This window comes from Kitasatospora sp. NPDC001175 (genome assembly GCF_053598215.1).
In genome coordinates this window covers 39,039-64,303 of the sequence record NZ_JBSFJU010000046.1, presented here as the reverse complement: position 1 = coordinate 64,303, position 25,265 = coordinate 39,039, and the positions used below count along the sequence as shown (strand labels likewise).

The following is a 25,265-nucleotide window of genomic DNA, read 5'->3' as shown; positions in this document are numbered from 1 at the left end:
CACCCGCCGAATACGAGACCAACTACTACCTGGCGACCACGAAACCCCTGGTCACAGCCACAACCTGAGATCTCTACCGAACCCGGGGCGGTTCACCGGCTGGTGCCGGCGGCGATGAGGATGGAGGGCAGCCAGGCGAGCGCCGTGTAGAACACGAGGGCCTGGATGCCGAAGAAGGCCGTCAGGCTCCACGCGAGCGCGGTGCGGGCCACGTGCCGGCGCGGCGCGGCCGCAGCGGCTGCCGGGGTGGTGGGCCGGGGCCGGTGGACGCGGGCCTGCGGGGCGATTCCCGCCGCGGCGAGCACGGCGGGCACGACGGCGAGGCCGATCGCGAGCTGCCAGGACCCGCCGGACGCCTGGGCGACGGGCGCGACCAGGGCCGCGACGATCGCCGAGCCGACGCCCATCGACAGCGCGTAGACGCCCATCATGGTGCCGACGTGCCGGTGGGAGAAGCGGGCCCGGACGAAGACCGGTACGAGGACGTTGACGACCGCGGTGGCGAGGCTGACGACGATGGTGCCGGCGTACAGGCCCGGCATCCCGAGCATGCGCAGGATCGCGCCGGCGACCAGGACGACGCTGGCCCACAGCAGGCCGCGCTCCTCGCCGAGCCGGCGCCGCACCATCGGGGCGAGCGGTGCGAACAGGCCCATGCACAGCGGCGGGAGCAGGCCCAGCACGGTCACCGCGGCGGAGCCGAAGTGGGCGACGGGGGCCAGTGGCCCGATCTGCCCGAACGCGACCCGGGTGTTCAGGCTCAGCAGCACGAAGCCGACGACGAGTAGAGCGCCCGACGTGGGGGCCTGGCGGTGGGTGTCGGAGGGTGCGGGTGGTGCGGATGTTCCGGCGGCGGAGGTGGTCGGCATGGGACGGTCCTGCTTTTCGACGTGGACGTTAGGATGACCTCAGGATTGACGCTCAAGTGCGCTTGAGCGCAACTCCCGGAAACCGGCCGGAGGGACGATGGAGCGGCTGTTCTCGATCAGTGAGGTGGCCAAGGCGTTCGGCCTGTCCGTGCCCGCCCTGCGCTACTACGAGGAGCGCGGCCTGATCCGCCCCGTCACCCGGCGCGGGCGGGTGCGCTACTACGACCACGCCGCCCTGGAGCGGCTCGCGTACGCCCAGCTGTGGCACAACGACGGCATGATGCCCCTCGCCGACAGCGCCGCCGTGGTGGAGAGCAAGCACGTCGAGGACCGGCGCGCCCTGATCGCCGAGCAGCGGGATGCCATGCTGCAGCGCATCCGCAGGCTCACTCGGGCCGCTGCCGTGTTGGAGCACCTGTTGGAGTGTCCCAGCGACCGCCCGCTGGACTGCCCGGTGACCGGCGCCTACATCCGTGCCCGGGTCGACGCCGCCCTCGCCGGTGAAGAGTTCCTCGACGACTTTCTGCCCGACCACCCCGACAAGCCGTAGGCGACGATCCAGCGGTCGAGCCGACGTCGTAGGCGGCCATGCCCGCGGCAAGGTGCGGGCGTTCCCCCCAAACGACCCGCTGAGTGAACAACCAAGTGGGCGGTGAGGGCCACGCTGGGGATTTTCGAAGTACGGCGGCGCCTCCGGGGCCGCCTCGACGACCGCCTCGATCGGGGCCGCCGCGGTACCGGCCGGGGGTGGGGGATCCCCGTCAGGTCTCGGATGGGCGAAGGAGGCCGGTCCGTTTGACCGAGCTGAGGATCGGGGTCACTTCGAGGCTGCGGATGTCGTTGAGCGATCCGACGGTCTTGGTGAGGAAGGTGTACAGCCCGCCCAGATCGTTGGCTGCGACGGCCACCAGGAGGTTCGCGGCCCCGGTCGTTGCGGCGGCGAACCGGACCTGCGGGTGCCGGCTCAGCTCGTGTCCGGTCGCTTCCAGGCTGCCTGGCCCGGTGGCGATCCACAGGAGTGCCTCGCTGCCGATGCCCAGCAGGCGCAGGTCCACTTCGCACGCCAGACGCACCATGTGGGCGGACAGGAGCAGGTCCAGCCGGCGGCGCACCGTCGACGCCGACGATCCCAGCCGGGTCGCCAGGTCGCTAACGCCGGCGCGCGCGTTCTCGGTCAGCCGGTCGATGAGCGCGTCATCGAGCGGCTGAACCTCCGGCGCGTCGACGGGCTCTCGCGCGAAGGGGGCGAGGGCGTCGAACTGATCCGTGGGCAGCAGTCCTGCGCTCCAGGCGAAGCCCGCGGGAAACACTCTCATGAGGTCGTAGGCGTCCCACGACTGGACGGCGGCTGTGGCGGGCAGGTCCCGCAGCAGCAGCGAGGTCCGGGCCTGGGGGCCGTCGAGGAAGAGCACGCTGCTGATCTCGTCGCCGCCGCCGAGAATGTCGACCCACACCGTGTCGGCGCGCCGCGCGAGTCCCGCGGCGATCGCCTTGATGCGGCTGGGCCGGCACCGGATCCGCAACGCCATCGGGATGAGCTGCGGAAAGCGCGCGGGATTGCGGACCGCTGTGGGCCGCAGTGTGCCGTCGTGCAGGAGCGGTGTCGCACGGCGCACGACCGTGCGCTCGGAGATTCCAAGGACGCGGGCGACCGTTCGCCATGACGCCCGCGGCGACGCCAGCAGCACCGCGGCGATCCGCCGTTCCGTCTCGTCCAGTTCGTGTCTCATGTGTCTCACTTCCACCAGGATCCCATGATCTATGGCGCACAACACGATATCGCCCGTCGTTGTTCGCCGATTTCTGCCGTCCCGGCCGTAGAACGGGGGTACCGCACTTCGGCTAGGAAGGTGACACCAATGACCGTGATGGAACGCCCCGTCGTAGGCACCGAGTCGGGAAGCGTGCAGGGAACCGTCGAGGACGGCGTCGCCGCGTTCCGCGGCATTCCCTACGCGGCCTCCCCGGTGGGCAACCGGCGCTTCGCCGCCCCCGAGCAGCACCCGAGCTGGCCGGGCCTGCGGGACGCCACCCGCCCCGGCCCGTCCGTCCCTCAAGGCCCCTCCCGGCTCGAAGCGGTCATGGGCCGGCGCACCCCCGACTGGAACGAGGACGGCTGCCTCAACCTCAACGTGTTCACCCCCAGCCTGCCGGCCGACGCAAGCGCCCCCCGCGCCCTGCCGGTCCTGCTCTGGTTCCACGGCGGCGGATTCACCAGCGGCTCCGGCGGCTGGGACTGGTACGACGGCCGCAACCTGGCCGCCGCCGGCGACATCATCGTCGTCACCGCCAACTACCGCGTCGGCCCCCTCGGCTGCCTCTACCTCCCGGAACACGGCATCGAGAACCTCGGCGTGCAGGACCAGGCCGCCGCCCTGGCCTGGGTGAAGCGCAACATCACCGCCTTCGGAGGAGACCCCGACAACCTCACCGTCGGCGGCCAGTCCGCCGGCGCCTTCTCCGCCCTCTACCTCGCCCTCTCACCGGTCACCGGCCCCCAGATCAAGCGGGTCATCGCCCAGAGCGGCCCCTTCGGGGTCCCCCCGCAGGACCCCGGGGAGGCGGCCGACCACGCCCGACACTTCCTCAAGATCCTCGGCCTGGACAGCAGCCCGGATCCCACCGCCGCCCTGCGCGCCATCCCGGCCGAACAGCTGCTCGCCGCCTACCAGCAGCTCGCCCAGGACCTCTTCCGCCCGGGCAACGCCGCCCCGCCGATGAACCCCGTCCTCGGCGCCTACGGAATCCCCGAGGCATGGCAGCAGACGCTGGCCGACGGACGCCTCGACGGCAAGCAACTGCTGACCGGGACCACCAGGAACGAGATGACGGCGTTCTTCGCGCTCAACCCGCACATCCAAGCCGTCACCGCCGACCAGGCAAGCTCGATCGTGGCCGGACAGGTCAACGGCGGCGCCGAGCGATTCGCCCACGCCGCCACCCGGCGCCCGAACGCGACCCCGAGCGACATCCTCACCGAGATCGAGACCGAGATCGTCTTCCGCGACGACACCGTCGCCATCAGCGATCACCACGCCGCAGCCGGCCACCCCACCTACGTCTACCAGTTCGACTACACCCCGACTCCGGACCCCGCACACCTGGGCGCCACACACTGCGTCGAACTCCCCTTCTTCTTCAACACCATCGACGCCTACCCCGACAGCCCCATGCTCGGCGAGGCCACCGCCGCGACCCGCTCTCTCGCCCACACGTTCTCCCGGGCAGTAGCGGCCTTCGTAGCCACCGGCCAACCCGCCGCAGACCAGTGGCACCCGTATGAGCCCGGCAACCCGGCGACCGTCCGGCACTTCGCCTGACACCCGTCGCACCATCCAATCTGCCGTGCTCAGCGTTGGATCTTCGGCGAGCGCTACCGGGACTCCCATGCAACCGGGACCCACCGACAGGCCCCACAACACCCCCGACACGCCGTGGTGCTCTCAGCCCTCACCGACATGCACCTTGACGGTCTGCAAGGGCGGCCGCTGCTGCGCCCCGCTCGCCGCCGCCGTCCTCGCCCAGCAGGGCGGCAGCGCGGTCGAGACCCGGGCCGCCGCGATCCGGAACTGGCACATTGGCGAAGGTGCCCACCCGGTCATGGTCGAGGTCGCCGCCCGACACGGCTACGACCTGAGCGGCTACCGCGGCGTCCAGGTCAGCCCCGACCTCCTCGCCTGGGCCGACACCGTGCTCGCCATGGACAGCGCCGTGCTGGACGCACTGCGCGAGATCGCCGGCCAGGACAGCACCGGAAAGCTGCGGCTCTACCTGGACGGGCGGGATGTGCCCGACCCGTAGAAGCAGCCCGAGGCGGCGTTCACCGCCTGCCTGACCGCCGTCGAGGCCGGCGCCCAGGGGCACCTGGTCGCCGCGTAGGCAGCAGCACCGAGTACGCCGAAGGGCGGTCCCAAGCCAACAGGCCGGGGTCGCCCTTCGGCGTGGTCAGCCCTTCTCCTCGGCGCGCGGGTCGCGCAGAGGCCGCGGGCCCTCCCGGTGCGATCGGACAATCGGATAGCGCCCGCGGAAGTTGATGTGTTCATGGACCAGCGGGGACAGGCGGGAGCGGATCTCCGGCGAGATCGACAAGCCGCCGGCCTCAAGTTCCTTCACCGCCGCGTCGATGTAGAGGGTGCCCGGTCGGCGATGTACTCCCGCAACGCCAGCTCACGGTCATCGAAGTCACATACCTTCAGCAGGGCCCGGATCTCCCGGGCGTGCTCGTGCTGGGTCGGCAGCCGCTCCGGATACAGCTTCAGGCACGACGGGTCCTCGATCCCCAGCTGCTCGGCGACGAAGTCCGCCACTCCGGTCGACACCTCGGCGGGCGTGGTCAGAAAGGTGCCGAGCATCCGTACAGTGCCCCACTGCACGGCCCAGCCAAGGCGATTGTGCGGACTCCGCTTCGTCCCAGCCACCTCCAGCGCGGCCGTGCCCAGCCGGAAGAACTCCTCCAGCTCCTGGACGGACGGCTCCTCGGCGAAGCGGCTGTATCGGGCGACCTGATCATCAGACAGATACTCAACAGACACAGAGCGTCACGCTAGGCACTCGGCGCCACGGCCATCGCCCAAGTGATCAAACCGAGACCGTCCGACCCAGGCCAGATCGGCCAACCTCCTTAGCGTTCAATCCTGGAGGAATACCGGCCGGACCCCTGGAGCCGGGCCACGCGGTGAGCGAGGCCCAGGCACGAGAGCCGCCGAAGAACAGACCGCAGAAGCGAACAACCAGTAACCCGTTCCCAGACTCCGCGGGCGATGTACCTCACAAGCGATGTCGCGGCCGTTCACCGCGGTGTGACGAAGCGTCACGCCCGCACCACTTCCCGGCTTCCAGATCGTCACCGACCACGTTTCCGACCGTCCCACGCGCAGCTCAGCGCCGCTCAGTAGTCGGCCACTCTTCCCCACCGCCTGCAGGAAGGTTCCGCTCGTGCCGTCTTCCTCGACCTCCCCGCTGCTGAAGTACCGCACCTCCACCAGCCCGGCGCCGCCGCAGGCGGATGCCGACTTCCCCACCCCGGCCACCATCAACCTGGCCGTCCTGCCCGGGAACCAGGCCGTCCACTGCTCCCGCATCGAGATCGCCGTCCCGGCGGACGACACCCGCGATCGGGCGTACTTCGCCCAGGCCCCGGTGCCTGCCAGCAGCAGCGACTGGACCTTCTCGGTCCGGAAGGACACCGGGCAGAAGTTGAACCTCCCCGGGGCTCCCACGGGCTCGTACTACCTCATCACCTTCCAGCTGCAGAACCCACAGAGAGACCTGATCAACTACCCGCTGAACTTCGGTCTCAGCGGCAGTCTTCTCTCCTCCGGCGGCCCGCTCACCTACCGCATCCTGGAGCGCTCGAAGACCTCCGCGGGTGCCAGCTACACGCAGAAGTACAGCAGGCGGACCATGACGGTCGTCGAACCCGCCTTCTACCTGCACAGCTTCCTGGCCCGGGGCAGCCAGGCCGCGACGAGCCCGCCGCTGACGAGCTTCACCGCCGGCAGCCCATCCACCTCACCTGGGAGAGCAACGGCACCCACTTCCAGCTGTACGACGGAAAATCCACCAGCCCCATCCAGCAGGGTTCCGCCACCTCCTTCAGCCTCCCGAACGGCATTGCCAGCGACACCACGTTCATCATCGCGGCAACCGTGCTCTCGGGGGCCCAGGGAGCCGCCAACGGCTTCACCCCGGTCTACCAGTACGCCACCCTCACGCTCACCGTCCCCAACCCCACCCTGGACTCACTGACCGTCCGCCGCGGCATCGCCGCCCAGCCCACGGTGATCGTGAACGGACAGCTGTACGCCAACGACAACCTCGTCGTCAGTGAAGCCGGGCGCACGAAGTTCACCACGGTCGGCGCCAACGGGCTGCGCGTCCTGGGGGACCTCTCCGCCGACTCCCAGCTCAGCGTCACGGGAACCCTCGTCGCGAACGGCTTCCTCGTCGCCAACAACAACGTCATCGTCAGTGAGGGCGGACGCACGAAGTTCTCGTCGGTCGGCGCCAACGGGCTGCGCGTCGTGGGAGAGCTCACCGCCGAGTCGCGGCTCAGCGTCGAGGGAGACCTGGTGGCACACGGCGTCCTCCATGCCAACAAGGACATCAACGTCAGCGACGGCGGTACCACGAAGTTCACCACGGTCGGCGCCAACGGCCTCCGCGTGGCCAAAGACCTCACCGCCGAGGGCAACCTTTACGCCAGGAAGGGCGTCAAAAAGTAGCCGTGCGTACGGTTGGCTGCGTAGATCACAGCCGGCGCCACCGCGAGGTGAGCCAGCCTTTCCGTACCGCGGGCTGGCTGACCGGGCTCAGATCCGGCTGCGGCGCGCCGCCGGCCTTGAGGGCGGGATCTGTTCGGTGCCGCGCAGCGCAAGTGCTGCGGTGCGGGTGCGCCCTCCAGCCGCCACGTCTTGTGGCGGGCTGCGGTGTTGCCGTCCGAGGCGACCAGGCTGTGCAGCGCGAGGTCGCCGAGCGCCTGCCGGATCGCCTTGTTCGACGCCACACCGGGGCGCAGCAGGCGCTGGAGCTGATCGGCGGTGGCGACCTTGAGGACGCCGAGCGCGGCGAGGACATCCGCGCGCAGCACAGTGGTCGAGCCGTTGGGGTTCTCGGCGCCGCGCCGGTACGCGGTCCGGCCCAGCCGGGACAGCCTCCCGCCGTCCCGGTCGTGGCCGTCGTTGTCGTCGGGCGGGGCTGGGCTGTGACGGGTGCTCACGGACGTCTCCGGTGGTCGTGCCCCTCCGGGATATCCGGCGCTCCTGACAGCGGCCAAGCCCGTTCCGAGCCCGCGCGCCGCACCCTCTCCAACCACCCCGATCCGGCCCCCGCCGACAAGCCCGGCGCACCCTCGAACGGCTCATTAGATGACTGGCGGCCCCGCCTCAATGCGGCGTAGCACCGGGGGCAGACGATCCAGGTCGGGGCCGGTCTGGACCTGCCGCTCGTCCCACCAGGTGGCGCCGGCGTCGTGCAGCGGACCGATCACGTCCTTGGCCTTGGCCGGGTGCGGAGGCGTGGCACCGCCGAACACGAACTCGAAGGGGCGCCCGGCCCCGGCCGTACGCTGCGTGCGCACGTAGCCGACCAGCTCCCGTACCTCCATCGCATCCGGCACGTGACCATGCCGGGCCGTCTCGAACAGCGGCACCGCGCCGTCCCACCGCGCTGCCCGCCGCATAGGCGCACGACGCGGCCAGAACCCGCCGATCCACACCGGCGGACCGGGCCGCTGCACGGTGGCGGGCACCAGCGTCACGTCCCGGACCTCGTAGTGCCGGCCGTGGTGGTTCACCGGCTCGCCGGACCAGAAGCGCCCCAACAACTCAAGCCCCTCGTCCAGCCGCTCGGCGAGGATGCCCGGCTCGGCGACGTCGCCGAAGCTCCGGTATTCGTCCTCGAGCGGGCCGCCCAGGCCCGCGGCGAAGATCACCCGGCCGCCGCTGAGGTGGTCCAGGGTGGCCACCTGGCGGGCGAGCTGCTGCGGACGGTACCAGGGGACCGGTGTCAGCAGGGTGCCCAGTCGGATCCGCGAGGTCGCCAGCGCGGCGGCGGTCAGCAGCATCCAGGGGTCCCCGAAGGGACGCCCCTGATGCTGTCGGTGCAGTACGTGGTCCCAGACGAAGAGCCCGTCCCAGCCGGCCTGTTCGGCGGCAGCCGCCACAGTCGCGACGTTACGGGGGTCAGCGAAGTCGCCGAAGTTGGGGATGTTGATGGAGAAGCGCATCCCAGCAGGATGCGCAGCTGACCGTGAAGGGGCAATCGAATTCGGATCCAGGCGGCTTCACGGCAGGTCGCCGACAGGCGCAGGACTACGCCGCTCGATCTGGACACCTGAACCGCTAAACGAGCGGGGCCCGGCGGCTGCTACGGCCAACGTGACCGTCGACAGGGACACGAGGGATGATCGAGGCGGACAACTTCTTGATCTGGCGGGTCTGGCTTTCAGTGACTCGTCGGGGCCGCAGCGTCACCGAACTGAGGTGACTGGCGGGTTGCCCATTTCATTGATGAGTTGCCGGTAGGTCGCGGAGGCCGGCTTGGGGGTGTAGTCGTCGCGCAGCAGGCCGAAGTGGTGGAAGAGCCCTTCGTCGTTGCTGTCGGCGTCCCGCAGGGCGAAGAGCGAGTAGCCGTCGATGTTCAGGTCGGTGGCGAGGGCGGCGACGGTCCGGATGACAGTGTCGAGGACTGCGGCCTGTCGTTGTTCGGTGCGGCCGGGGCCGGTGGGCCAGCCGTTCTCGCAGATGCGGATCGGGACGCTGTCGGGGATGCCGGCCTGCGGCAGGCTGGTGCGGCGGAACGCCGTGAGGACCGCAGTGACGGCGTCTGCCAGCTGGTCCTCGGGGATGGGGTGGAACACGTCCGGGAAGAAGTCCAGGCCGACGTAGTCCAGGCTCTGCCGGAAGCGCGCGTCGGCCAGGGTGCCGAGGTCGGACCAGAAGGTGTCGGAGGGGTCGAAGGTCGGCACGGCGTTGAAGCCGACCGCCACATGGCGGCCGAGAGATTGGGCCTCCTGCTTGGCGGCGGCGACGCCTTGGACGAGCGCGTTCAGGACGTTGGGGGTGCTGCCGTCGACGGAGGGGAGGTTGAGGTTGGGCTCCTCGCAGACCTGGACGGATGTCAGCTCAGGTCCCCCGGTCCGGACGGCCTCGCGGACGAACTCCGGCCAGCCGTCCAGTTCGCCGGACGGCTCGCGGAACTGCAGCACGAGGTCCAGGGTGCGCCCGCGCTGGAGGTAGGCGTGCGGATCGGCGGGTGCGGGCGGCGGCGGTGTCACGGTGGCGGCGAACGAGCGGTAGGCGCGCACCGCCAGCGTGGCCACGTCGCCCTGGAGCTCGTCGAGGGCCTCGTTGATGCGGTCCGGCTCGTCCGGTCGGACCGGATGGATGATGCCCTGGTCGTCGCCCAGGACGCCGCCAGGGTAGATGCCGAAGGTCATGGTCACGCCGTCGCCCCCAAAAATTCATGGTGTCACACCAAATTTGTGGTGACACTATCATGTGGGGCATGGGCCTTCGAGAGATCAAGAAACAGCAGACCCGCACAGCGATCGCCGACGCGGCCCTGCCTCTGTTCCTGGAACACGGCTTCGACCAGGTCACGGTCGCCGAGGTGGCACGGCACGCAGGCGTCTCCACCAACACCGTGTTCAACTACTTCCCCACCAAGGAAGACCTGTTCTTCGACCGCCAGGCCGAGGTCGAGAACCACCTCGCCACCCTGGTACGCGACCGAACCCCGGGCACCTGCCCCATCGAGGCCGTCCGCGACGACCTGCTCTCCGCCCTACGGCAGGACCACCCCATGCTCGGGCTCCAGCCCGGAGCGCCCGCGTTCTGGCAGGCCATCCAGGACAGCCCGGCCCTGCGCGCCCGCGAACGCGAGATCGGCGAACGCATCGAGGCCGCTCTGGCAACCGCCCTGACCGAACATCCGCCGAACGCCGCAGACACACCCGGCGATGCCGGCTACGCATTGCCCGCGCTCCTCGCAGGCGCCGTCGCCGGAACGCACCGCGCCGCTCTGCGCGAGCTCCGACGACGCGTCATGTCCGGCGAACCGCCCGCGTGCGCCCGCGACGCCGTCGCCTCGGCGGCCCTCCAGGCATTCACCCTGCTGTGCTCCGGACTTCACGCAGGTGACGAACGAACGTCACAGGAGCCACAGCTCCCTCAGTAAGAGCACCCGAAACGTAGTCCCGCTGACACAGGCGCTGTCGAAACCCGCGAACAGTTCGACTCGCTCCTCGGCGCCAACTGCCTCCCCAAACCCTTGAACATGTGCTGTCCTAGTGCCGCATCAGGCAACGTTCGCCCTGTCGACGATGGCGCGTAGGCGCCGGTCGTCGGCATGGCGGTTTCGCCAGATGATGTAGCGGCGGATCATGCTGCCCTGCTCCTTGTGGTCGGCGTGGTCGGTGCCGTCGAGGGTGAAGTAGCGCAGTGCGGTGAACTGGGCCTCGATGCGGTTGAGCCAGGAGCTGTTCGTGGGGGTGTAGGCGATCTCGACGTTGTTCGCCGCAGCCCAGGTACCGACCCGTTGGCACTTCTTCGTGGTGAGGTGCGGGGAGAAGTTGTCGCAGACGATCGCGATACGGACTTCGGACGGGTAGAGGGTGCGCAGGTATCGGCAGAACTCCAGGAACTGGGTGCGCCGCTTGATGGGCTTGATGTGGCCGTAGAGCTTGTCCTTGGCCAGGTCCAGGGCGGCGAACAGGTGCCGGACCCCGCCGTAGCGGTTGACAATGCAGCCCGGTGTCAGGGGCCGACCCGGTCGTAGCGGAGCGCGGTGAAGCCAACGCCGTCGGAGTAGACCTGTGCGACGGTGGCCGCCCCGACGGCGTTGATCTCCTGTGCCTGCAGCCGGATCGTTGTCGGCCCACTGACCCTGATCAGCTCGCTGATCGGCGCGGTCTGGTTGCCGCCCGCCTGGGCGGTGCCCGGGTTCCCGTCGATGATCTGGTAGACGAGCCGCTCGCTCTCCGGTACCTCGGCAACGGCCGTGACGTTCCACAGCCGCGCGCTCATGTAGACGTTGAGCGACGGATTGCCCGCGAGGCGTCCGCGGACATCCGCGTCGAGCTCATACGTGCCGGCCTGGGGAAGCGTGACCTCCAACGGCGTATCGGCCCACCTGCCGGGCGGCAGGTCAACGATCGTGTGCAGCTTCGCGATCCCGCTGACCGCAACCGGTGCGGCCGGGGCCGCCTTCGCGTTGCTCTGCACAGCTGCCGCAGTCGTGGCGCCCACGAGCAGCAGTGCCGCGATGCCGATGAGGCCGGTACGCAGCGTTGACATGGTTCCTCCCGAACGAAGGCGATGGGTTATGCCTCTGACAAGGTAGGAATCGCCCACTCCACGGCCTATCGCCCGAACGGGTGAGGACCGCTCGCGTACCAAGCAGCTGCGAACGGGCGTACGCCTAGCCGTCTCCAGGCGCTTGAGGGCCTTGGCGGCGGCTTTCTCCTGGCGTTCCTCGTGCTTGTGGTGGCAGGGGTGAGAAGGTCGGCCCGGACCGGCTGGAGTGCCCGCAGTGCGTGAGCGACCGGAAGGTGGAGGAGCTGGGCCCGCTGGTGCTGCCCGCCCCGACCAAGCGGGAGCTGGTGGCCGCGCTGGTCTCCGCCCCGGACGATCCGTGGTGGGAGATCCGGCGGCAGCACGCCCGCGACTACCCGAACCTAGCAGCGGCCTTGGGGGCGTCGGGTCCACTGGCCCTGGAGCCCGTACTCGTAGGTGCTCTCCTGCTTGGGGACCTGGCCGCAGTCGGCGCAGGTCAGGGTCTGCATCAGCTCGTGGTGGGCCTGCTTGGCCTTCTTCTCGCGGGCCTGCTGGCGCTGGTCGTAGGCGGCGCGGTTGTTCGGGTTGTCCAGCGCGTCGGTCAGGGAGTGCCGGCCGGGGCGGCCGAAGCGCCACCAGATGGGGCCGAGCGGGCCGTGCTCGGCCAGCAGCTGAAGGGTGGTGGCGACGATGGGCACGGCGTCGTCGTAGGCCCGCCAGCCGTCCCCGTCGTTGTCGAGGTGTGTGACGGTCCACCAGCTGCCGCTCCAGACCTCGGCCGACAGGTCGGCCACCGCCTTCTGGCGGCTGCCAGGCCGACCGGTCCGGCGTCGGTGACGACCAGGGCCACGGGCGGGTACCCGGCTCGGGTGTGCCCGGGCCAGGCGCAGCGCCACCAGTGCACCGTACGGTCGGCGCTCTCCTCGTCGGCGAGGGCCGGATCGTTGTCGCGGACCTTGGTACGGAACAGCTCGCGGTAGGCAGTGAACTTCGCCGCCACCCGCTCCGGCGCCATCGTGGACCGGTCGAGATGGCCACGGCGGGTACCTCGTAAGCGATCACCGGGTGCAGCGGTTCGCCCGCCATGCCCCGAACTCAATCGCTCCCAAGGTCGTCAGAGAACAGTGTCCTCTACCGTACGGGTTTGCCCGTCGTTGCTGAGGAGTTGGTAGCCAACCAGGACCATCAGAACGGCGAGCAGGGCACCGGAGGTAATGGTGGTCCCCACCCCGAGTCCACCCTGCACAACGGGCTTCTCCACCGCGTTCTCCGCGACCGCCCCGAGTGGGCGGGTCAGCACGTAGGCCGCCCAGAACAGCACGGTGCCCGAGACCGCGGTCAGATAGTGTGCGGCAAGGATCAGCAGCATCGCCCCGGAAAGCAGCAGAGCACTGTCGCGGAAGCCGAGGCCCAGACCGTTCGACAGGAAGTCACCGCTGGAGGTGCCCAGCGTGTTGGACACCAGGGTCGCGGTCCAGTACAGGATCTCGCCTTGGGTGGTGTCGATCCGTTCCACGTCCATGGTCTGCCCGGTCAACCGCCACCCGACGAGCACAGCAATCAGGAGGCCGGTCAGCACGGCCGCACCGCCGGCGTAGCCCAGACCGGCGGTGCGGTTCATGAAGTCGGACATCGCGGTGCCCGCGATGCTGGTGGTCAGGATCACCGACCAGAACACCACCGGCTGGAACCGGTCGATCCTCAGCTGCACCGTCAGAGTGAGCCCGAACGCCACCAGGAAGACAACCGCGGCAGCGGCGTAGCCGAGGTGCAGCGGTGTCATCGACACGAAGTTCGACACCGACTCACCCAGAGTGGTCGCCACGATCTTGATCGCCCAGAACAACGCGCCGACCATCGGCAACTTGCTCACAGCAGCCCTGCTCACGACAGTTCCCATACGCATCACCCACGAAGCCGATCGTCGGATCGCTGACAGCACCACCGATGGTCCTGGGGCCGGCGGGCGTCCAGGTCCTCATGTTGTGCCTGGCCACTGGTATATGCCGGGCCGTCACGGAACGCATGACTCGACGGCTCGGCAATCGGGTGCTTCGGGGCCGCCTGCGGTCGGCGTCGAACGGCGTCCTGGACGGGTGATGACGCGTACTGCCACGTCGAGACCGGACAGCAAGAGAGCCCATTTCACGCCCTCAGAGCGCAACAGGTCACGCCTTCCGGTCCTTCGCAGGGTAGAGCTTCGCGTGGAGCACCCGCGTCTCCCACCACGGATCGTCCGTGGTGGAGACCTGCTCGGTCTCGTGCTCCTGGTCCTCCTTCATGCCCGCTCCCCGTCGCGTGGTGCTGATCTCCCCGCTCTACCTCACACCACCGTCGTGCAGCAGCAGAACAGGTCACACCCGGTTGACGATGCGGCAGTAGGGGCCTTGGAAGGACGCGGTGATCACGGCGGTAGGTCCGCCGCGGTGCTTGGCGACGTTGAGCTCCATCTCGCCGACCCGCGGGGAGTCCTTGTTGTAGGCGTCCTCACGGTGCAGCAGGATCACGATGTCCGCATCCTGTTCGATACTTCCGCTCTCTCGCAGGTCGGAGACGTGCGGGCGCCTGTCGTCACGCTGTTCGGAGGCGCGGTTGAGCTGAGAGAGCGCGACGACCGGACACTCCAGCTCCTTCGCCATCAGTTTGAGGTTGCGCGACATGTCGCTCACCTCCTCCTGTCTGTTGCCGTACCGCTTGGCACTGCCGGACTGCATGAGCTGCAGGTAGTCGACAACGACCAGGCCGAGCCCGTTGTACTGCTGCGCGATGCGCCGGGCCCGGGACCGGATCTCCATGATCGTCAGCTCCTGCGAGTCGTCGATCACCAACGGGGCGGACATGATGTCGGTCGTCCGGCGGGCGAGGCGGGCAACGTCGTCGTCATCGACGCTTCCGGAACGGATGTGGTGCAGTGCCACCCTGGCCTCAGCGGAGAACGTACGCTGGACGAGTTCCTTACGGCTCATCTCCAGCGAGAAGAACGCCACCGTTCTGCCCTGGTGGATGGCGCAGGCCCGGGAGAGGTCAAGCGCCAGGGTGGACTTCCCGACTGCCGGGCGCGCGCCGATCACGATCAGCTGACCGGGCAGTAGTCCGCTGGTCAGGGCATCCAGATCCGCGAAGCCGGTGGAGACACCGGCCAACTCCATGCGGGTCTTGGCGGCGTCCAGGTCGTCGAAGAACCCGGCGACATCGTCGCGGACCAGCGCATAAGGAGTGCTGACGCTCCATTGCCCGACCGCCTCGTAGACGGCGCGCTGCGCGGCCTGAATGATGTCGTCGACGTCGCCTTCGGCGGCGTAGCCCATCCCGGCGATCCGCTGCCCGGCCTCCACCAGGCGTCTGAGCACAGCGAGTTCGTGGACGATCGCGGCGTAGTACCCGGCGTTCGCGGCGGTCGGTACTGAGCTGACCAGGGTGTGCAGATAGTCGGGGCCGCCGACGCGTGCCAACGCACCGCGTTTGGCCAGCTCGCTGACCACGGTGATCGGATCGGCGGGCTCCCCCGCGTTGTACAGGGCGACGATCGCGGAGTGGATCAGCTCGTGCGCGGGCCGGTAGTAGTCCGCAGGCTTGAGGATCTCGACAACCTCCGAGATCACCTCTTTGGACAGCAGCATGCCGCCCAGGACCGACTGCTCGGCCGCCAGGTCCTGCGGCGGCAGCCGCTCGAAGCTCAAAGCGGCCCCCGCGTCCCTGTCCTCCCGCCTGCGGTGGTCCACGGGCAGGCCCCGGCCCGAGGTCGGCGGTGCCTTGACGCAGGGGTTGTCGTACGGGTCGTACGGCAGGCTGCGAAATTCGAGGACGTGATCACCGGTCAGGTCCTGGGACTCCTGGCCGTCCCGCAGTTCATTCATGGCGAACTTCCAATTCGATAATGCGTTTGGGTGGCCCGGGATACCCCGGCCACCGTTGTGTTCTGTCGGTCAAACAGTGGCCTTCGGCTGCCATGACACGCCCTCGGTAGCCAGGATCTCGGCAAGGCTCAGCCCGGCTGCTCCACCTCCACGCAACTGCTCTTCCTCACGTCGGCAGGTCGGGCAGTCCAGCGGCAGGACCGGGTGACGCGGACACTTGTCTGCAGCGAGACGCCTGACCTCGCGGGTGCTGCCGCCGGATCGGGTAGGAGCACCGGCGCACTGCGCCTTGGCCGCCAGGCCCAGCTGCCACCAGGCAGGTTTCTCCGCGCCCATCCACGCGGCGACCGACACCAGCCACTCCACCGACTCACCGCTTGCCACCAGAGCGCGTGCCGACTCGGTGAACTCCGCCAGCGCCGACGGCTTGCGGTGGGGCCCGACTCCAGCCGATCGGCGCGACGCCGCCCAGGCGGCCACGATCCGCCCGACAGCAGCCGAGAGAGGATCCTCCGGCATCGGGGTGCCCATGACCGGCTGCTCCCTCCGCGGCGCCGGCACGGCTGGTGGCTGTCCGACAGCAGCCGGGGGAGGATCCTTCGGGGTGCCCATGACCGGCTGCTCCCTCCGCGGCGCCGGCACGGCTGGTGGCTGTCCCGGCAGTTCCCAGAAGGTCGTGTCACGGGCCCGGTCAGCCGCGGCCGTCTGCGGATCGTCCCACCGGCTGTCGATCGTCTTCTGGGGTCGGGACTGCGCCGGCAAGGCGGGCGAGGCAGAAGAGGAAGTCTCAGGAACAGTATTAGAGAGAGTCCCCGCCTCACCGGGGGCCGGTTGACCGGCCCCCGGTTTCCGGGGGGCCGGTCGCTGACGGCCCTGATCGCAGGATGTGGGCCCGACACTGCCGGGGGCCGCTCGACCCGCCTTCCTCGGGTCGAGGTGCTCCGGCTCAACCGTGATCTTCTTGACGTTGCCGTCGGCCATGAGCTCGGCAAGCATGTCTGCAACGTCCTCGGGTGTGAACGGGATGCTGTCGACGCTGAAGGTTGTCCACCAGCTGCCACCGCGCTTTAGCACCGGCGAGCCGTTCGGCCCCACCACCGTCTCCGACCTGGCTCGCTGGACCTTCAGCTTCACGACGTTGCCGGCCTGGACCAGTTCCCGCATGGCCCGGGACAACGCGGCCTCGCCTTCCGAGTAGTCCCTGGCCAGGCTTTCAACTGTCACATGGTCGCCATCCCTCGCCCTGATCAACCTGGTCAACAGACCGATTCCCAGAATCGACGGCAGCGAGTCGATCGCCTTGTTGTCGATCGCGGCGAACCGGGGAGGTCGGGTTACGCGCTTCCTCACTCAGTCATCTCCGAGCCGGCGACGGGCGTCAGGAGCGACCCTCCTGGACGGCAGGCGGGGTACGTGGACGCGGTTGTACGGATGTGTAGCCGAAGGTCCGACGAGTGCACGGGCTCACCCGGATGCGATGTGGCGGGTGCTGCCCTTCGACGGCCACGGAAGTGCTGATCACCCTCAGCGGAAGCGGCCTGCGGACGGATCCTGCCGGGCTCGGGGGCGGCGGACGCGGGCCGGTTGACGTGCCGGGCCGGATCGCCGGATGACGCTGCCTAGAGCTACGGGGCGGAAGGGGTTGAGCGCGTGGCCGATCCGCCAAGTGGTGGCCTGGGGCAAGAAGGCACCGCCTTTCAGGAGGAGCGCCGTCGCTGGCAGCGAGATCCAGTCGGCGGCTGGGATGGCGTCATTCGGAACGACACCGTTCACGGTGCCGGCGGCCGGCTCGCGGTGCCCGGCCACTTCCGCGCTTTCGCGGGATTGCGGCACCTGTCGGCCGGTCGGGTGATAGCCGCGCAAGGCGACGGTGGGATCGGCGTCTGCGAGGAGTCTCCCAACCGCACCGGCCTCGGCACCCTGTCGGGAACGCCGGTTCACGTTTCCCGCTCGGGTACTTCCTCGTGGTCGGGACGGGCAGCCGTCTGGCCCCGGTGCCTGCGGCAGCCGATGGCGGTCCCCTCGGCGAACCGGCCGTTCACCGATGCCCCGGGAGGCGCCGGGAAAGCCGCGAGTCGGCAGATCCGCCCGGCAGGGCCCGGCCATTCTCCGGGTGCGTTCCACGCGGCTTGCGGAAACGGGGCACACCTGGCACTGCAGGGAAAGCCCGAATCCCCCCTCAACGATCATACAATCCCCAGGTCGGAAAAAATGCTCAATTTGCAGAATTCGATGAACTGATCGATAAATATGCCACACGCGCAGCATATCATCAAAGAAGCATCCTCCTGAAGTCCGAGATGTGGGTAATTTTAGAGAGCGTCGAGGCCACCACTTCGACTTTGCGATATCCTGCACCATGACCATCGGAGGAAGCCGGTAATAATTCAAGAATGAATCGACCATTCGAGGGCTTACCGCACACTGCAGACATCCTTCGGGTCCGTACAACTGCTTCCCGGCACCTATTGATGCCGCCCCATCAGAACAATCGTATGCATACTCGAAGCCTGTCTCCGAAATGCCGGTTCAGGTCACGGCGTTCTTTATCGCCCACCTCGGCGGGGGAGTGCGGCGGGCGAGCTGGGGTCGGCAGGACCCGGCGGCTGTGGGCAGTTGCGGGCGGCAGCGCCAGACAGGGCGTTCGGCGCCCTCGCCGGGGTTGTTGCCGACGGTGTCCGTCGAAGCGGAGCGACCTCACCACCTGCTGTCGGGCGTCGGGCTCGAAGGCTCCATCTGCGGGGGATTCTCCAGAGGAAGCCGGCAGGACACGGTCTTGGTGCCGTCTCCGTGGGTCTCGCAGAGCCACGACTCGGCTACGTGTCCCACCAGCAGCAGCCCACGGCCGTTCTCGTGGGACACGGTGGCTCTGACGTCCCGTGGCATACCGGTGGACCGGTCCCGTACGGCGAGAGACAGCCATTGATCGTCGTACTCGACCGCGACCTCGATCGGGCGTGGGTCCGGTGCGTGGCGGATCGCGTTGGTCACCAGTTCACTTGTCACGAGTTGGGCGTCCTCGATGAGATGCTCCAGGCACCAGTGCCTCAAGGCCGCTGTGACCGTGCGGCGTGCCTCGCTGACCCGCTCGGGAAGCGGCGGCACGAACGCTGTGAAGCGGCGCAGTCCGCGGTCGCACGCCGACACCCTGCCCTGTGGCGCCGGGGGAGCGACGGGCGTCGCGTGCCGGCGCGCGGGGACGGTCGGATGCTGATCTGCCAGGCTGATGGCGACCGAGCCAGAAGGTTGCTGATGAGTGTCCATGTCCTTGCCCCCAGCTGTCGTCCGCTCAGTCTGGCTGCTTCCTCGGGGTCCCGTCGCGTCGGCTCGGGCGGCCGGTACGGGTCGGCCGTGCCGGCGCGCTCGATGGCTTGGAACCATCGCCGTCCAGGTCCAGGTCCAGGCCCAGGTGCTCGGCGAGCCCGGTGGCGAGGGCCGCCAAGGTGGGGTGCTGCCACACGAAGTCGTTGGAGAGCCGCGTGGCGAGACCGGACTCGAGGCGGGTGCGGAGTTCGATTCTCAGAAGGGAGTCGAATCCGAGCGCCTTCAGAGGGGTCTGGGGGTCGAGCGTGGTGCTTCCCAGCCGGAGAACGGTGCGGATGTGCTCGGCCAGGTAGTCCTCCAGAGCCGTTCGGCGGGCGAGCCCCGGTTCGGCGGACCTGAGCTCGGTCAGGACGTCCCGTCCCACGGCGCTCTGATCCTCTCGGTTCTGCCCGTCTGGGGAGAGGAGACCGAACAGTGACGAGTGCCGGCCGGCTGGCGGGATCCAGGTAGCGGGTGGTCCGGGGATGACACCGGTGTGTACCCGGTCGTGCGTCAGCAGCGTCGCCAGGGCCTGGAGGCCCTCCGCGGTGGGGATGGTCTGGTAGCCGCGGGCGGCAAAGCCCGTGGCGACGCCGGTTTCACCCCAGGGCCCCCAGTTGACGGCAAGTGTGCGCAGGCCGCAGCCGGTGCGCCAGGTCGCGAACGCGTCGAGCCACGCGTTCGCGGCGGCGTAGGCGCCCTGGCCTGGGTTACCGAGTAGCGAGGCTATGGACGAGTACAGGACGAACCAGTCCAGGGCCAGATGGCTCGTGGCCTCGTGCAGCCGCCACGCACCGGTGACCTTGGGGTGCCACACCCGTTCCAACTGCGCGTCGGTGATGTTGGTGATGGCCGCGTCGTGCAGCACCATGGCTGCGTGGATCACTCCGCGCAGCGGAAGGCCGTCGGCCGTGGCAGCAGCCACCAGGCGGTCGGCGGTGCCGGGCTCAGCGATGTCGCCGAGCACCACGCTGACCCGGATGCCGGCCTGGCGCAGGTGTGCGAGGACCTGCTCGGTGGTGGGCGACGGGGCCGTACGGCCGTTGAGGACCAGATGGGATGCGCCTTGCCGGGCCAGCCAGGACGCGGTGGCGAGGCCAACGCCGCGCAGACCGCCGGTGATGAGGTAGGCGCCGTCCGCCCGGACCGGCGATGGCGGCCGCTGGAGCACCGCGGTGGTGTTGCCGGTGTTCGGGACGGTGAGAACCAGTTTGCCGGTGTGGCGGGCGCCGGCCATCTGCCGCAGCGCGTCGGCGCTCTGGGAGATCGGGTAGACCCGGCACGGCAGGGGCGCGAAGGTTCCTCTGCCGAGCTCTTCGAGAACCTCCCGCATCACCGTGGCGAAGGTCTGCGGGCGGCTGGTCTGGAGCTCGATGAGGTCGACCGTGCTCATCGTGATGTTGTGCCGCAGCGGCGCCAGCCCAAGACGTGCGTCGGAGATGATGTCGCGTACGCCCAGTTCGACGAATCGGCCGAAGGGGCGCAGGGTCTCCAGGCCGGCCCTGATGGCCTGTCCGGACAGGGAGTTCAGGACGACGTCGACGCCTTCTCCGGCGGTGGCGGCGCGGGTCTGCTCGGCGAAGTCCAGTGATCGCGAGTCCATGACGTGCGCGATGCCCATCCCGCGTAGATATCGGCGCTTCTCCTCGGTGCCGGCGGTGGCGAACACCTCGGCCCCCAGTCTGGCCGCGACCGCGACCGCGGCCAGGCCGGTTCCGCCGGTGGCACTGTGGATCAGGACACGCTCTCCGGCGGAGAGGCGGGCGATGTGGTGCAGTGCGTACCAGGCCGTGAGGAACGCGACGGGCAGTCCGGCGGCCGCGTCGGGGTCGACTCCTGCGGGGATGGGCGCCACTGCGTCCGCAGGGACCGTGGCGAACGAGGCGAAGGCGCCGCCGCGCAGGTCCGCGGCAAGCACGGCGTCGCCGACACGGACGTGCTCGACACCGGGACCGACGGCCGTGACCTCCCCGGTGCACTCGAATCCGATGCGGTACCCGGCGTCCTCGTCGGTGGACAGCATGCCCATCGCGGTGAGTACGTCGCGGAAGTTCACGCCCGCGGCCCGCACACGGAGTTCGACTTCTCCCGGGCCTGGGGGGCGTCTGTGGGACAACGCGAACTCCAGCGTGTTGAGGTCGCCCATCCGGCCGACGCGAAGCTGGAAGCGGTCCTCGGAACCGTAGCGGACGGTACGGGTCATGGCCGTCGTACGTTCGCCGTCGGACAGCGGGGTGTAGGACAGGAGGGCGATGTGGCGGGCTGTGCCGCGCAGGGCCACCTCGTCCTCCGGCGCGTCGGCGAGCAGTTCCCGCGCCACGCCGTGCAGGTCGGCGTCACCGGGGTCGGTGTCGATGAGGGTCGCGCGAAGTTCCGGGTGCTCGTGTGTCAGAACCCTGACGAGGCCGCGCAGCGCGCCCTGCGCCGGGTCGGTACCGCGGCCGGGCTCGGGGCTGTGGGCGGCCCGGGTCACCGCATACACGCGGGGCGGCTCCGCATGGGCTGTCGCGGTCTGGGCGACGGCGAGCAGGCGCCGCGTGCGGCGCAGCGCGGTCGTGCGGGTGTCCTGTCCGGGTGTGGGCGGTTCGCACAGCAGGACCACGGCTCGCGGGGGTGGGGCGGGGAGGGCCCAGGAGGTGGTGAGGGAGTCCTTGAGCTGGTCGAGGGAGTCGTCGCCGACGGGGATGTTGAGGGCCCTGGTCGTGGCACCCGCCGCGCTCAGCGTGTCTGCCAGTACCTCGGCGGAACCGTCGCTCTCGCCGAGGACGATCCAGGTTCCCGGGTCGGCGGGGCGGGCGGCCGTCGGCGGCCGGGGCCGCCAGCTGGTCTCGAGGAACCACCGGTCGACGGTTTTGCGACTTGTGCCGTGGCGGATGAAGCGCAGGCCTTCGACGGTGGCGACAGGGTTGCCCGCCTGGTCCAGCAGCAGGACGTTTCCGACCACTCCGTCCGCGGCGGTGTGGTCGATTTGGGCGTGGGCGTAGGCGGCGGTCTCCGGATTGCCGGCGATCCGGATGCGTCCCACGTGGACGGGCAGGATCAGGCCGTGGCCCGGTTCCAGGATCAGGCCGGCCACCACGAGTTGGGCGCACAGGTCCAGAAGTACCGGGTGGATGATCAGGGCGTGGTGGCCTGTGCGCGTGGCGGCGGGGAGGGTGACACGGGCCCAGAAGCTGTCGCCCTGGGACGAGCCGCGCAGGTCGATGATGCCCTGGAAGGCTGGCCCGTGTTCCAGGCCCCGGGTGCGCAGACTCGTGTAGAGGGCGTCGGAGTTGAGGATGACGGGGTGGCGGGCTTCCAGCTCGGGCACGGATGCGGCGGTTGGCTGGGGGGTGGTGGAGGTGCGGCGCAGTACCGCGGTGGCGTGCCTCGCCCAGGTGCCGTCCTGGCCACGGGAGAAGATCTCGCAGTCGGCGCGGTCGGGAGCGGTCTGGGTGACGGTGGTGCCGATGTGCGTGTTGGCGGCGAGGTGCATGAGTTCACGGAAGTGGATGTCGGTTGCCTCCACTTCGTGGGGGGCGGCGCGGAAGGTGTCGCGGGCGGTGGTCAGCGCGAGGGCGCAGTAGGCGGCACCGGGGAGGACGGGACCGCCGTGGACGCAGTGGTCGGCCAGCCAGGGCACGGCGTCGGTTCCTGTGTCGGCGCGCCAGTAGTGGCGGGACTCGGAGCCGGGGATCTCCGTGTGCGTTCCGGGAAGGGCGCTCTCCTGGGCGCCCGGGCGCCGGGTGGCGCGGAGGGCCGGGGCCGTCTGTGTCCAGTGCGGGCGGCGGTCGAAGGTCAGCGGCGGCACGTCGGCGAGGTGGCCGTCGGCGTAGAGGCGCGACCAGTCGACGCCGACGCCGGCGCAGTGGAGGGCGGCCAGCTGGGTGCGGAAGGTGGTCGGCTCGTCCTCGTCGCGGCGCAGAGTCGGCACGATGACGGGGCTGTGGAGCCGGTTGGCCAGGCTCTTCGCAAGGCTGTGGGTGACGACGGGTTGGGGGGAGAGTTCGATGTAGACCTGGTGGCGGGCTGCGGCTGCGGCGGCGACTGCGGCGGTGAAGCGGACGGGATTGCGCAGGTTGGCGCACCAGTATGCGGCGTCGAAGAGCGGGGTCTCGTGAGGGTCGTCCAGGACCGTGGAGTAGAAGGGGATGGCGGGCTGGCGCGGGCTCAGGTTGGCGAGCGCGGTGCCGAGGTCGGCGAGCAGCGGGTCGACCTGGGCGCAGTGTGAGGCGACGTCGACGGCGATCAGGTGTGCGGTGATGCCGCGGGCCTGCCAGGTGGTGACGAGCCGCCGGACCGTCTTGGCGTTGCCGGCGATGACGGTCGAGTCGGGGGCGGCCAGGACGGCTACCGAGACGGTGCCTGCGGCGCTGGCCGCGGTGAGTTCCCTCTCCACGGTGGCGGGGCTGAGAGCGACGGTTGCCATCGCGCCTGAGCCTGCGATGCGGGCGAGGAGGGCGGAGCGTCGGCAGATGACGCGGACGCCGTCGGCGAGGGTGAGTGCTCCGGCTGTGACGGCGGCTGCGACTTCGCCCATGGAGTGGCCGATGACGGCGGCGGGTTCGACGCCGTGGGCGCGCCAGGTGGCGGCCAGGGCGATCTGGAGTGCGAACAGGGCGGGTTGGACCCAGCCGCAGCCGGTGACCTGTTCTCGGTTGTGTATCGCCTCGAGGACCGAGAATCCGGCTTCGGCGGTGATCAGGGTGTCGACCTCGGCGAGGGCTTCGGCGAAGGCCGGTTCGTGCTGGTACAGACCGCGTCCCATGCCTTGCCGCTGGGAGCCTTGGCCGGAGAAGACCCAGACGGGGCGTCGGCTGATGCCTGCTCCCACCTCGCCTTGGGTCAGGCCCGGGTGGGCGCGGCCGGCCTTGAAGGAGCGCAGAGCGCGGACGAGATCGTGGTGTGTGGGTGCCACGACGCCGAGTCGGCCGCGTCCGAGGGAGTGTCTGAGGGCGAGGGTGTGGGCGATGTCGTGCAGCGGAACGTCGGCACCGTCGTGTTCCAGCCATAGCGCCAGGCGCTCGGCTGCGGCGGGCAGGGCGTTCGCGGAGCCTGCCGAAACGAGGAAGACCTCGGGCGGTGGGGTGCGCTGGACCGGTACGCGTGAGCGGTGGCCGGCGGTGGCCTGTGCGGGGACCTTGAGGGCGGTGACGGCGGGTGGGCGGCGGACGGTGGCCGGCGGTTGCTCCAGGATCATGTGGGCGTTGGTCCCGGAGAAGCCGAAGGAGGAGACGGCGGCCAGCCGTGGGGCCGTTCGGACGGGCCAGGGGTTCAGTTCGGTCGGGACGAACAGGCGGGTGCCGTCGGCGGTGATGGCCGGGTTCCAGCGGCTGAAGTGCAGGTTCGGCGGTATCAGTCCGTGCCGGACGCACTGCACCGCCTTGATCAGGCCGATTACTCCGGCGGCGGGTTCGAGATGTCCCACGTTCGTCTTGACCGATCCGAGGGCGCAGCGTCCTTGGCCCACGCCGTAGACGGCGGCGAGGCTGGAGAATTCGATCGGGTCCCCGACCGGTGTGCCTGTGCCGTGGGTCTCGATCAGCCCGACTTCGCGCGGGTCGGTTCCGGCCCGTTCCAGGGCCTGGCGGAAGAGAGCTTGCTGTGCGGCGGGCGAAGGGGCGGCCAACCCGTCGGAGCGGCCGTCCTGGTTGACCGCCGAGCCGCGGAGCACTGCCAGGACACGGTCGCCGTCGCGCAGTGCGTCAGGCAGTCGTTTGAGGACCACCATGCCGCAGCCTTCGCTGCGGACGAATCCGTCTGCCGCGGCGTCGAAGGTGCGGCAGCGACCGGTGGGCGAGAGCATGCCCATCCGGGTGAAGGACCGGGTCGTCCTGGCTCCCAGGATGAGGCTGACACCGCCCGCCAGAGCGAGGTCGCACTCCTGGTCGCGAAGGGCCTGGCAGGCCAGATGGGTTGCGACCAGAGAGGAGGAGCACGCCGTGTCCAGTGCGACGCAGGGCCCGTGCAGCCCCAGGAGGTACGATATGCGGCCGGCGGCGACGCAGTGACCGTTCGTCAGGATGGATCCTTCCAGTTCGCGTGGTTGCCCGGCCAGGGACTCCATGTAGTCGGAGTAGCTCAGTCCGCAGAACAGGCCAGTGGGGGTTCCCGCCAGCCGGTCCGGTGGAATTCCGGCGTGTTCGAGCGCTTCCCAGGCGACCTCCAGCAGCAGCCTGTGCTGGGGGTCCAGTACGTCGGCCTCCCTGCCGGAGACTCCGAAGAAGTCCGCGTCGAAACCGGAGACGTCCCGGAGGTAGCCTCCCCAGCGGGGCGTCGGCTCGCCGGTGTCGGCCGGCTCCTCGGTTCCCTCCGTCCGGCCGGGCGGAGGCTCCGTGACCGCGTCGTGTGCTTCCACGAGCAGTCGCCACATCGCGTTGGGCGAGTCCACGTCTCTGGGAAGCCGGCATCCCATGCCGACGACGGCGATCGAGTCGGCGCGCTGGGCGGTTGCGTTCATGCGGGTCCCTCTTCCTGCCTGA

21 protein-coding genes and 1 pseudogene are annotated in these 25,265 nt (G+C 69.6%); 5 read left to right on the top strand and 17 right to left on the bottom strand.

Features of this window, described 5'->3' with window-relative positions:
* Nucleotides 1–92: 92 nt before the first annotated feature.
* Nucleotides 93–869: an MFS transporter gene (locus tag ACWDAK_RS27775; RefSeq protein WP_427395044.1), complete on the bottom strand. Its 777-nt coding sequence runs from the start codon at nt 867–869 to the stop codon at nt 93–95.
* Nucleotides 870–966: 97 nt separating this feature from the next.
* Here ACWDAK_RS27775 and ACWDAK_RS27770 point away from each other — a divergent pair, with 97 nt between their 5' ends.
* Nucleotides 967–1,419, top strand: coding sequence for a MerR family transcriptional regulator (locus ACWDAK_RS27770; protein ID WP_344640887.1), 453 nt, complete (start codon nt 967–969; stop codon nt 1,417–1,419).
* Between the two features lie 211 nt (nt 1,420–1,630).
* Here ACWDAK_RS27770 and ACWDAK_RS27765 read toward each other — a convergent pair whose 3' ends face one another.
* Nucleotides 1,631–2,599: an Lrp/AsnC family transcriptional regulator gene (locus ACWDAK_RS27765; protein ID WP_427395045.1), complete on the bottom strand. Its 969-nt coding sequence runs from the start codon at nt 2,597–2,599 to the stop codon at nt 1,631–1,633.
* A gap of 129 nt (nt 2,600–2,728) precedes the next feature.
* On the opposite strand from ACWDAK_RS27765, the gene ACWDAK_RS27760 reads away from it, so the two are divergent.
* Both ACWDAK_RS27760 and ACWDAK_RS27755 read left to right on the top strand, forming a co-directional pair.
* Complete coding sequence (locus ACWDAK_RS27760; protein WP_427395046.1) at nt 2,729–4,189, top strand: carboxylesterase/lipase family protein; 1,461 nt, start codon at nt 2,729–2,731, stop codon at nt 4,187–4,189.
* Nucleotides 4,190–4,334: 145 nt separating this feature from the next.
* Nucleotides 4,335–4,670 carry an arsenate reductase/protein-tyrosine-phosphatase family protein gene (locus tag ACWDAK_RS27755; RefSeq protein ID WP_344640884.1) on the top strand — a complete coding sequence of 112 codons (336 nt, stop codon included), beginning with the start codon at nt 4,335–4,337 and terminating at the stop codon, nt 4,668–4,670.
* Nucleotides 4,671–4,814: 144 nt separating this feature from the next.
* Here ACWDAK_RS27755 and ACWDAK_RS27750 read toward each other — a convergent pair whose 3' ends face one another.
* From ACWDAK_RS27750 to ACWDAK_RS27735, 4 genes are all read right to left on the bottom strand, one after another.
* Complete coding sequence (locus tag ACWDAK_RS27750; RefSeq protein WP_344640883.1) at nt 4,815–4,982, bottom strand: hypothetical protein; 168 nt, start codon at nt 4,980–4,982, stop codon at nt 4,815–4,817.
* Nucleotides 4,979–5,401, bottom strand: coding sequence for a DUF4158 domain-containing protein (locus ACWDAK_RS27745; RefSeq protein WP_427395047.1), 423 nt, complete (start codon nt 5,399–5,401; stop codon nt 4,979–4,981). The genes ACWDAK_RS27750 and ACWDAK_RS27745 overlap by 4 nt, the downstream gene beginning before the upstream one ends.
* A gap of 96 nt (nt 5,402–5,497) precedes the next feature.
* On the bottom strand, nt 5,498–6,055 hold the full coding sequence (locus ACWDAK_RS27740) for a hypothetical protein (protein ID WP_427395048.1): 558 nt from the start codon (nt 6,053–6,055) through the stop codon (nt 5,498–5,500).
* Nucleotides 6,056–6,357: 302 nt separating this feature from the next.
* A complete protein-coding gene (locus ACWDAK_RS27735) occupies nt 6,358–6,507 on the bottom strand; it encodes a hypothetical protein (protein ID WP_449806508.1) in 150 nt (49 codons plus the stop codon).
* Between the two features lie 10 nt (nt 6,508–6,517).
* On the opposite strand from ACWDAK_RS27735, the gene ACWDAK_RS27730 reads away from it, so the two are divergent.
* The gene (locus ACWDAK_RS27730; RefSeq protein WP_427395049.1) at nt 6,518–7,093 is read left to right on the top strand and encodes a hypothetical protein; all 576 of its coding nucleotides are present in this window, start codon (nt 6,518–6,520) and stop codon (nt 7,091–7,093) included.
* On the opposite strand, the gene ACWDAK_RS27725 is transcribed toward ACWDAK_RS27730, so the two are convergent.
* The 3 genes from ACWDAK_RS27725 to ACWDAK_RS27715 form a co-directional block, all read right to left on the bottom strand.
* Nucleotides 7,066–7,587: a hypothetical protein gene (locus ACWDAK_RS27725; RefSeq protein ID WP_427395050.1), complete on the bottom strand. Its 522-nt coding sequence runs from the start codon at nt 7,585–7,587 to the stop codon at nt 7,066–7,068. The genes ACWDAK_RS27730 and ACWDAK_RS27725 overlap by 28 nt on opposite strands.
* Nucleotides 7,588–7,731: 144 nt before the next feature.
* On the bottom strand, nt 7,732–8,595 hold the full coding sequence (locus tag ACWDAK_RS27720; RefSeq protein WP_427395051.1) for an LLM class flavin-dependent oxidoreductase: 864 nt from the start codon (nt 8,593–8,595) through the stop codon (nt 7,732–7,734).
* A gap of 243 nt (nt 8,596–8,838) precedes the next feature.
* Nucleotides 8,839–9,807: a hypothetical protein gene (locus ACWDAK_RS27715; protein ID WP_344640913.1), complete on the bottom strand. Its 969-nt coding sequence runs from the start codon at nt 9,805–9,807 to the stop codon at nt 8,839–8,841.
* A gap of 68 nt (nt 9,808–9,875) precedes the next feature.
* Here ACWDAK_RS27715 and ACWDAK_RS27710 point away from each other — a divergent pair, with 68 nt between their 5' ends.
* Nucleotides 9,876–10,547 carry a TetR/AcrR family transcriptional regulator gene (locus ACWDAK_RS27710; RefSeq protein ID WP_344640877.1) on the top strand — a complete coding sequence of 224 codons (672 nt, stop codon included), beginning with the start codon at nt 9,876–9,878 and terminating at the stop codon, nt 10,545–10,547.
* A 120-nt stretch (nt 10,548–10,667) separates the two neighbouring features.
* Here the strand turns inward: ACWDAK_RS27710 and ACWDAK_RS27705 are convergent.
* The 8 genes and pseudogenes from ACWDAK_RS27705 to ACWDAK_RS27670 form a co-directional block, all read right to left on the bottom strand.
* Nucleotides 10,668–11,108, bottom strand: a pseudogene (locus tag ACWDAK_RS27705) (transposase); the annotation flags it as partial.
* A gap of 17 nt (nt 11,109–11,125) precedes the next feature.
* Nucleotides 11,126–11,665, bottom strand: coding sequence for a hypothetical protein (locus ACWDAK_RS27700; protein WP_427395052.1), 540 nt, complete (start codon nt 11,663–11,665; stop codon nt 11,126–11,128).
* Nucleotides 11,666–12,045: 380 nt separating this feature from the next.
* Nucleotides 12,046–12,438, bottom strand: a complete 393-nt coding sequence (locus ACWDAK_RS27695; protein WP_344640233.1) for a hypothetical protein — start codon at nt 12,436–12,438, stop codon at nt 12,046–12,048.
* A 320-nt stretch (nt 12,439–12,758) separates the two neighbouring features.
* Entirely contained in the window at nt 12,759–13,589 is an 831-nt protein-coding gene (locus ACWDAK_RS27690) for a COG4705 family protein (RefSeq protein ID WP_427395053.1), read from the bottom strand.
* A 409-nt stretch (nt 13,590–13,998) separates the two neighbouring features.
* Nucleotides 13,999–15,501 carry a replicative DNA helicase gene (gene dnaB / locus ACWDAK_RS27685; protein ID WP_344640235.1) on the bottom strand — a complete coding sequence of 501 codons (1,503 nt, stop codon included), beginning with the start codon at nt 15,499–15,501 and terminating at the stop codon, nt 13,999–14,001.
* 69 nt (nt 15,502–15,570) lie between these two features.
* Nucleotides 15,571–16,851 (bottom strand): hypothetical protein, encoded by a 1,281-nt coding sequence (locus ACWDAK_RS27680; RefSeq protein ID WP_427395054.1) that lies wholly within the window; start codon nt 16,849–16,851, stop codon nt 15,571–15,573.
* Nucleotides 16,852–18,198: 1,347 nt separating this feature from the next.
* Nucleotides 18,199–18,765: an ATP-binding protein gene (locus ACWDAK_RS27675; protein WP_449806507.1), complete on the bottom strand. Its 567-nt coding sequence runs from the start codon at nt 18,763–18,765 to the stop codon at nt 18,199–18,201.
* Nucleotides 18,766–18,790: 25 nt separating this feature from the next.
* Nucleotides 18,791–25,243, bottom strand: a complete 6,453-nt coding sequence (locus ACWDAK_RS27670; protein WP_427395055.1) for an SDR family NAD(P)-dependent oxidoreductase — start codon at nt 25,241–25,243, stop codon at nt 18,791–18,793.
* Between the last annotated feature and the right edge of the window lie 22 nt (nt 25,244–25,265).

Coding starts and splice junctions, on each gene's coding strand:
- ACWDAK_RS27775 (WP_427395044.1), bottom strand. CDS start 869: ATGCCGACCACCTCCGCCGCCGGAACATCCGCACCACCCGCACCCTCC.
- ACWDAK_RS27770 (WP_344640887.1), top strand. CDS start 967: ATGGAGCGGCTGTTCTCGATCAGTGAGGTGGCCAAGGCGTTCGGCCTG.
- ACWDAK_RS27765 (WP_427395045.1), bottom strand. CDS start 2,599: ATGAGACACGAACTGGACGAGACGGAACGGCGGATCGCCGCGGTGCTG.
- ACWDAK_RS27760 (WP_427395046.1), top strand. CDS start 2,729: ATGACCGTGATGGAACGCCCCGTCGTAGGCACCGAGTCGGGAAGCGTG.
- ACWDAK_RS27735 (WP_449806508.1), bottom strand. CDS start 6,507: ATGATGAACGTGGTGTCGCTGGCAATGCCGTTCGGGAGGCTGAAGGAG.
- ACWDAK_RS27720 (WP_427395051.1), bottom strand. CDS start 8,595: ATGCGCTTCTCCATCAACATCCCCAACTTCGGCGACTTCGCTGACCCC.
- ACWDAK_RS27715 (WP_344640913.1), bottom strand. CDS start 9,807: ATGACCTTCGGCATCTACCCTGGCGGCGTCCTGGGCGACGACCAGGGC.
- ACWDAK_RS27710 (WP_344640877.1), top strand. CDS start 9,876: ATGGGCCTTCGAGAGATCAAGAAACAGCAGACCCGCACAGCGATCGCC.
- ACWDAK_RS27700 (WP_427395052.1), bottom strand. CDS start 11,665: ATGTCAACGCTGCGTACCGGCCTCATCGGCATCGCGGCACTGCTGCTC.
- dnaB (WP_344640235.1), bottom strand. CDS start 15,501: ATGAATGAACTGCGGGACGGCCAGGAGTCCCAGGACCTGACCGGTGAT.
- ACWDAK_RS27675 (WP_449806507.1), bottom strand. CDS start 18,765: ATGGACACTCATCAGCAACCTTCTGGCTCGGTCGCCATCAGCCTGGCA.
- ACWDAK_RS27670 (WP_427395055.1), bottom strand. CDS start 25,243: ATGAACGCAACCGCCCAGCGCGCCGACTCGATCGCCGTCGTCGGCATG.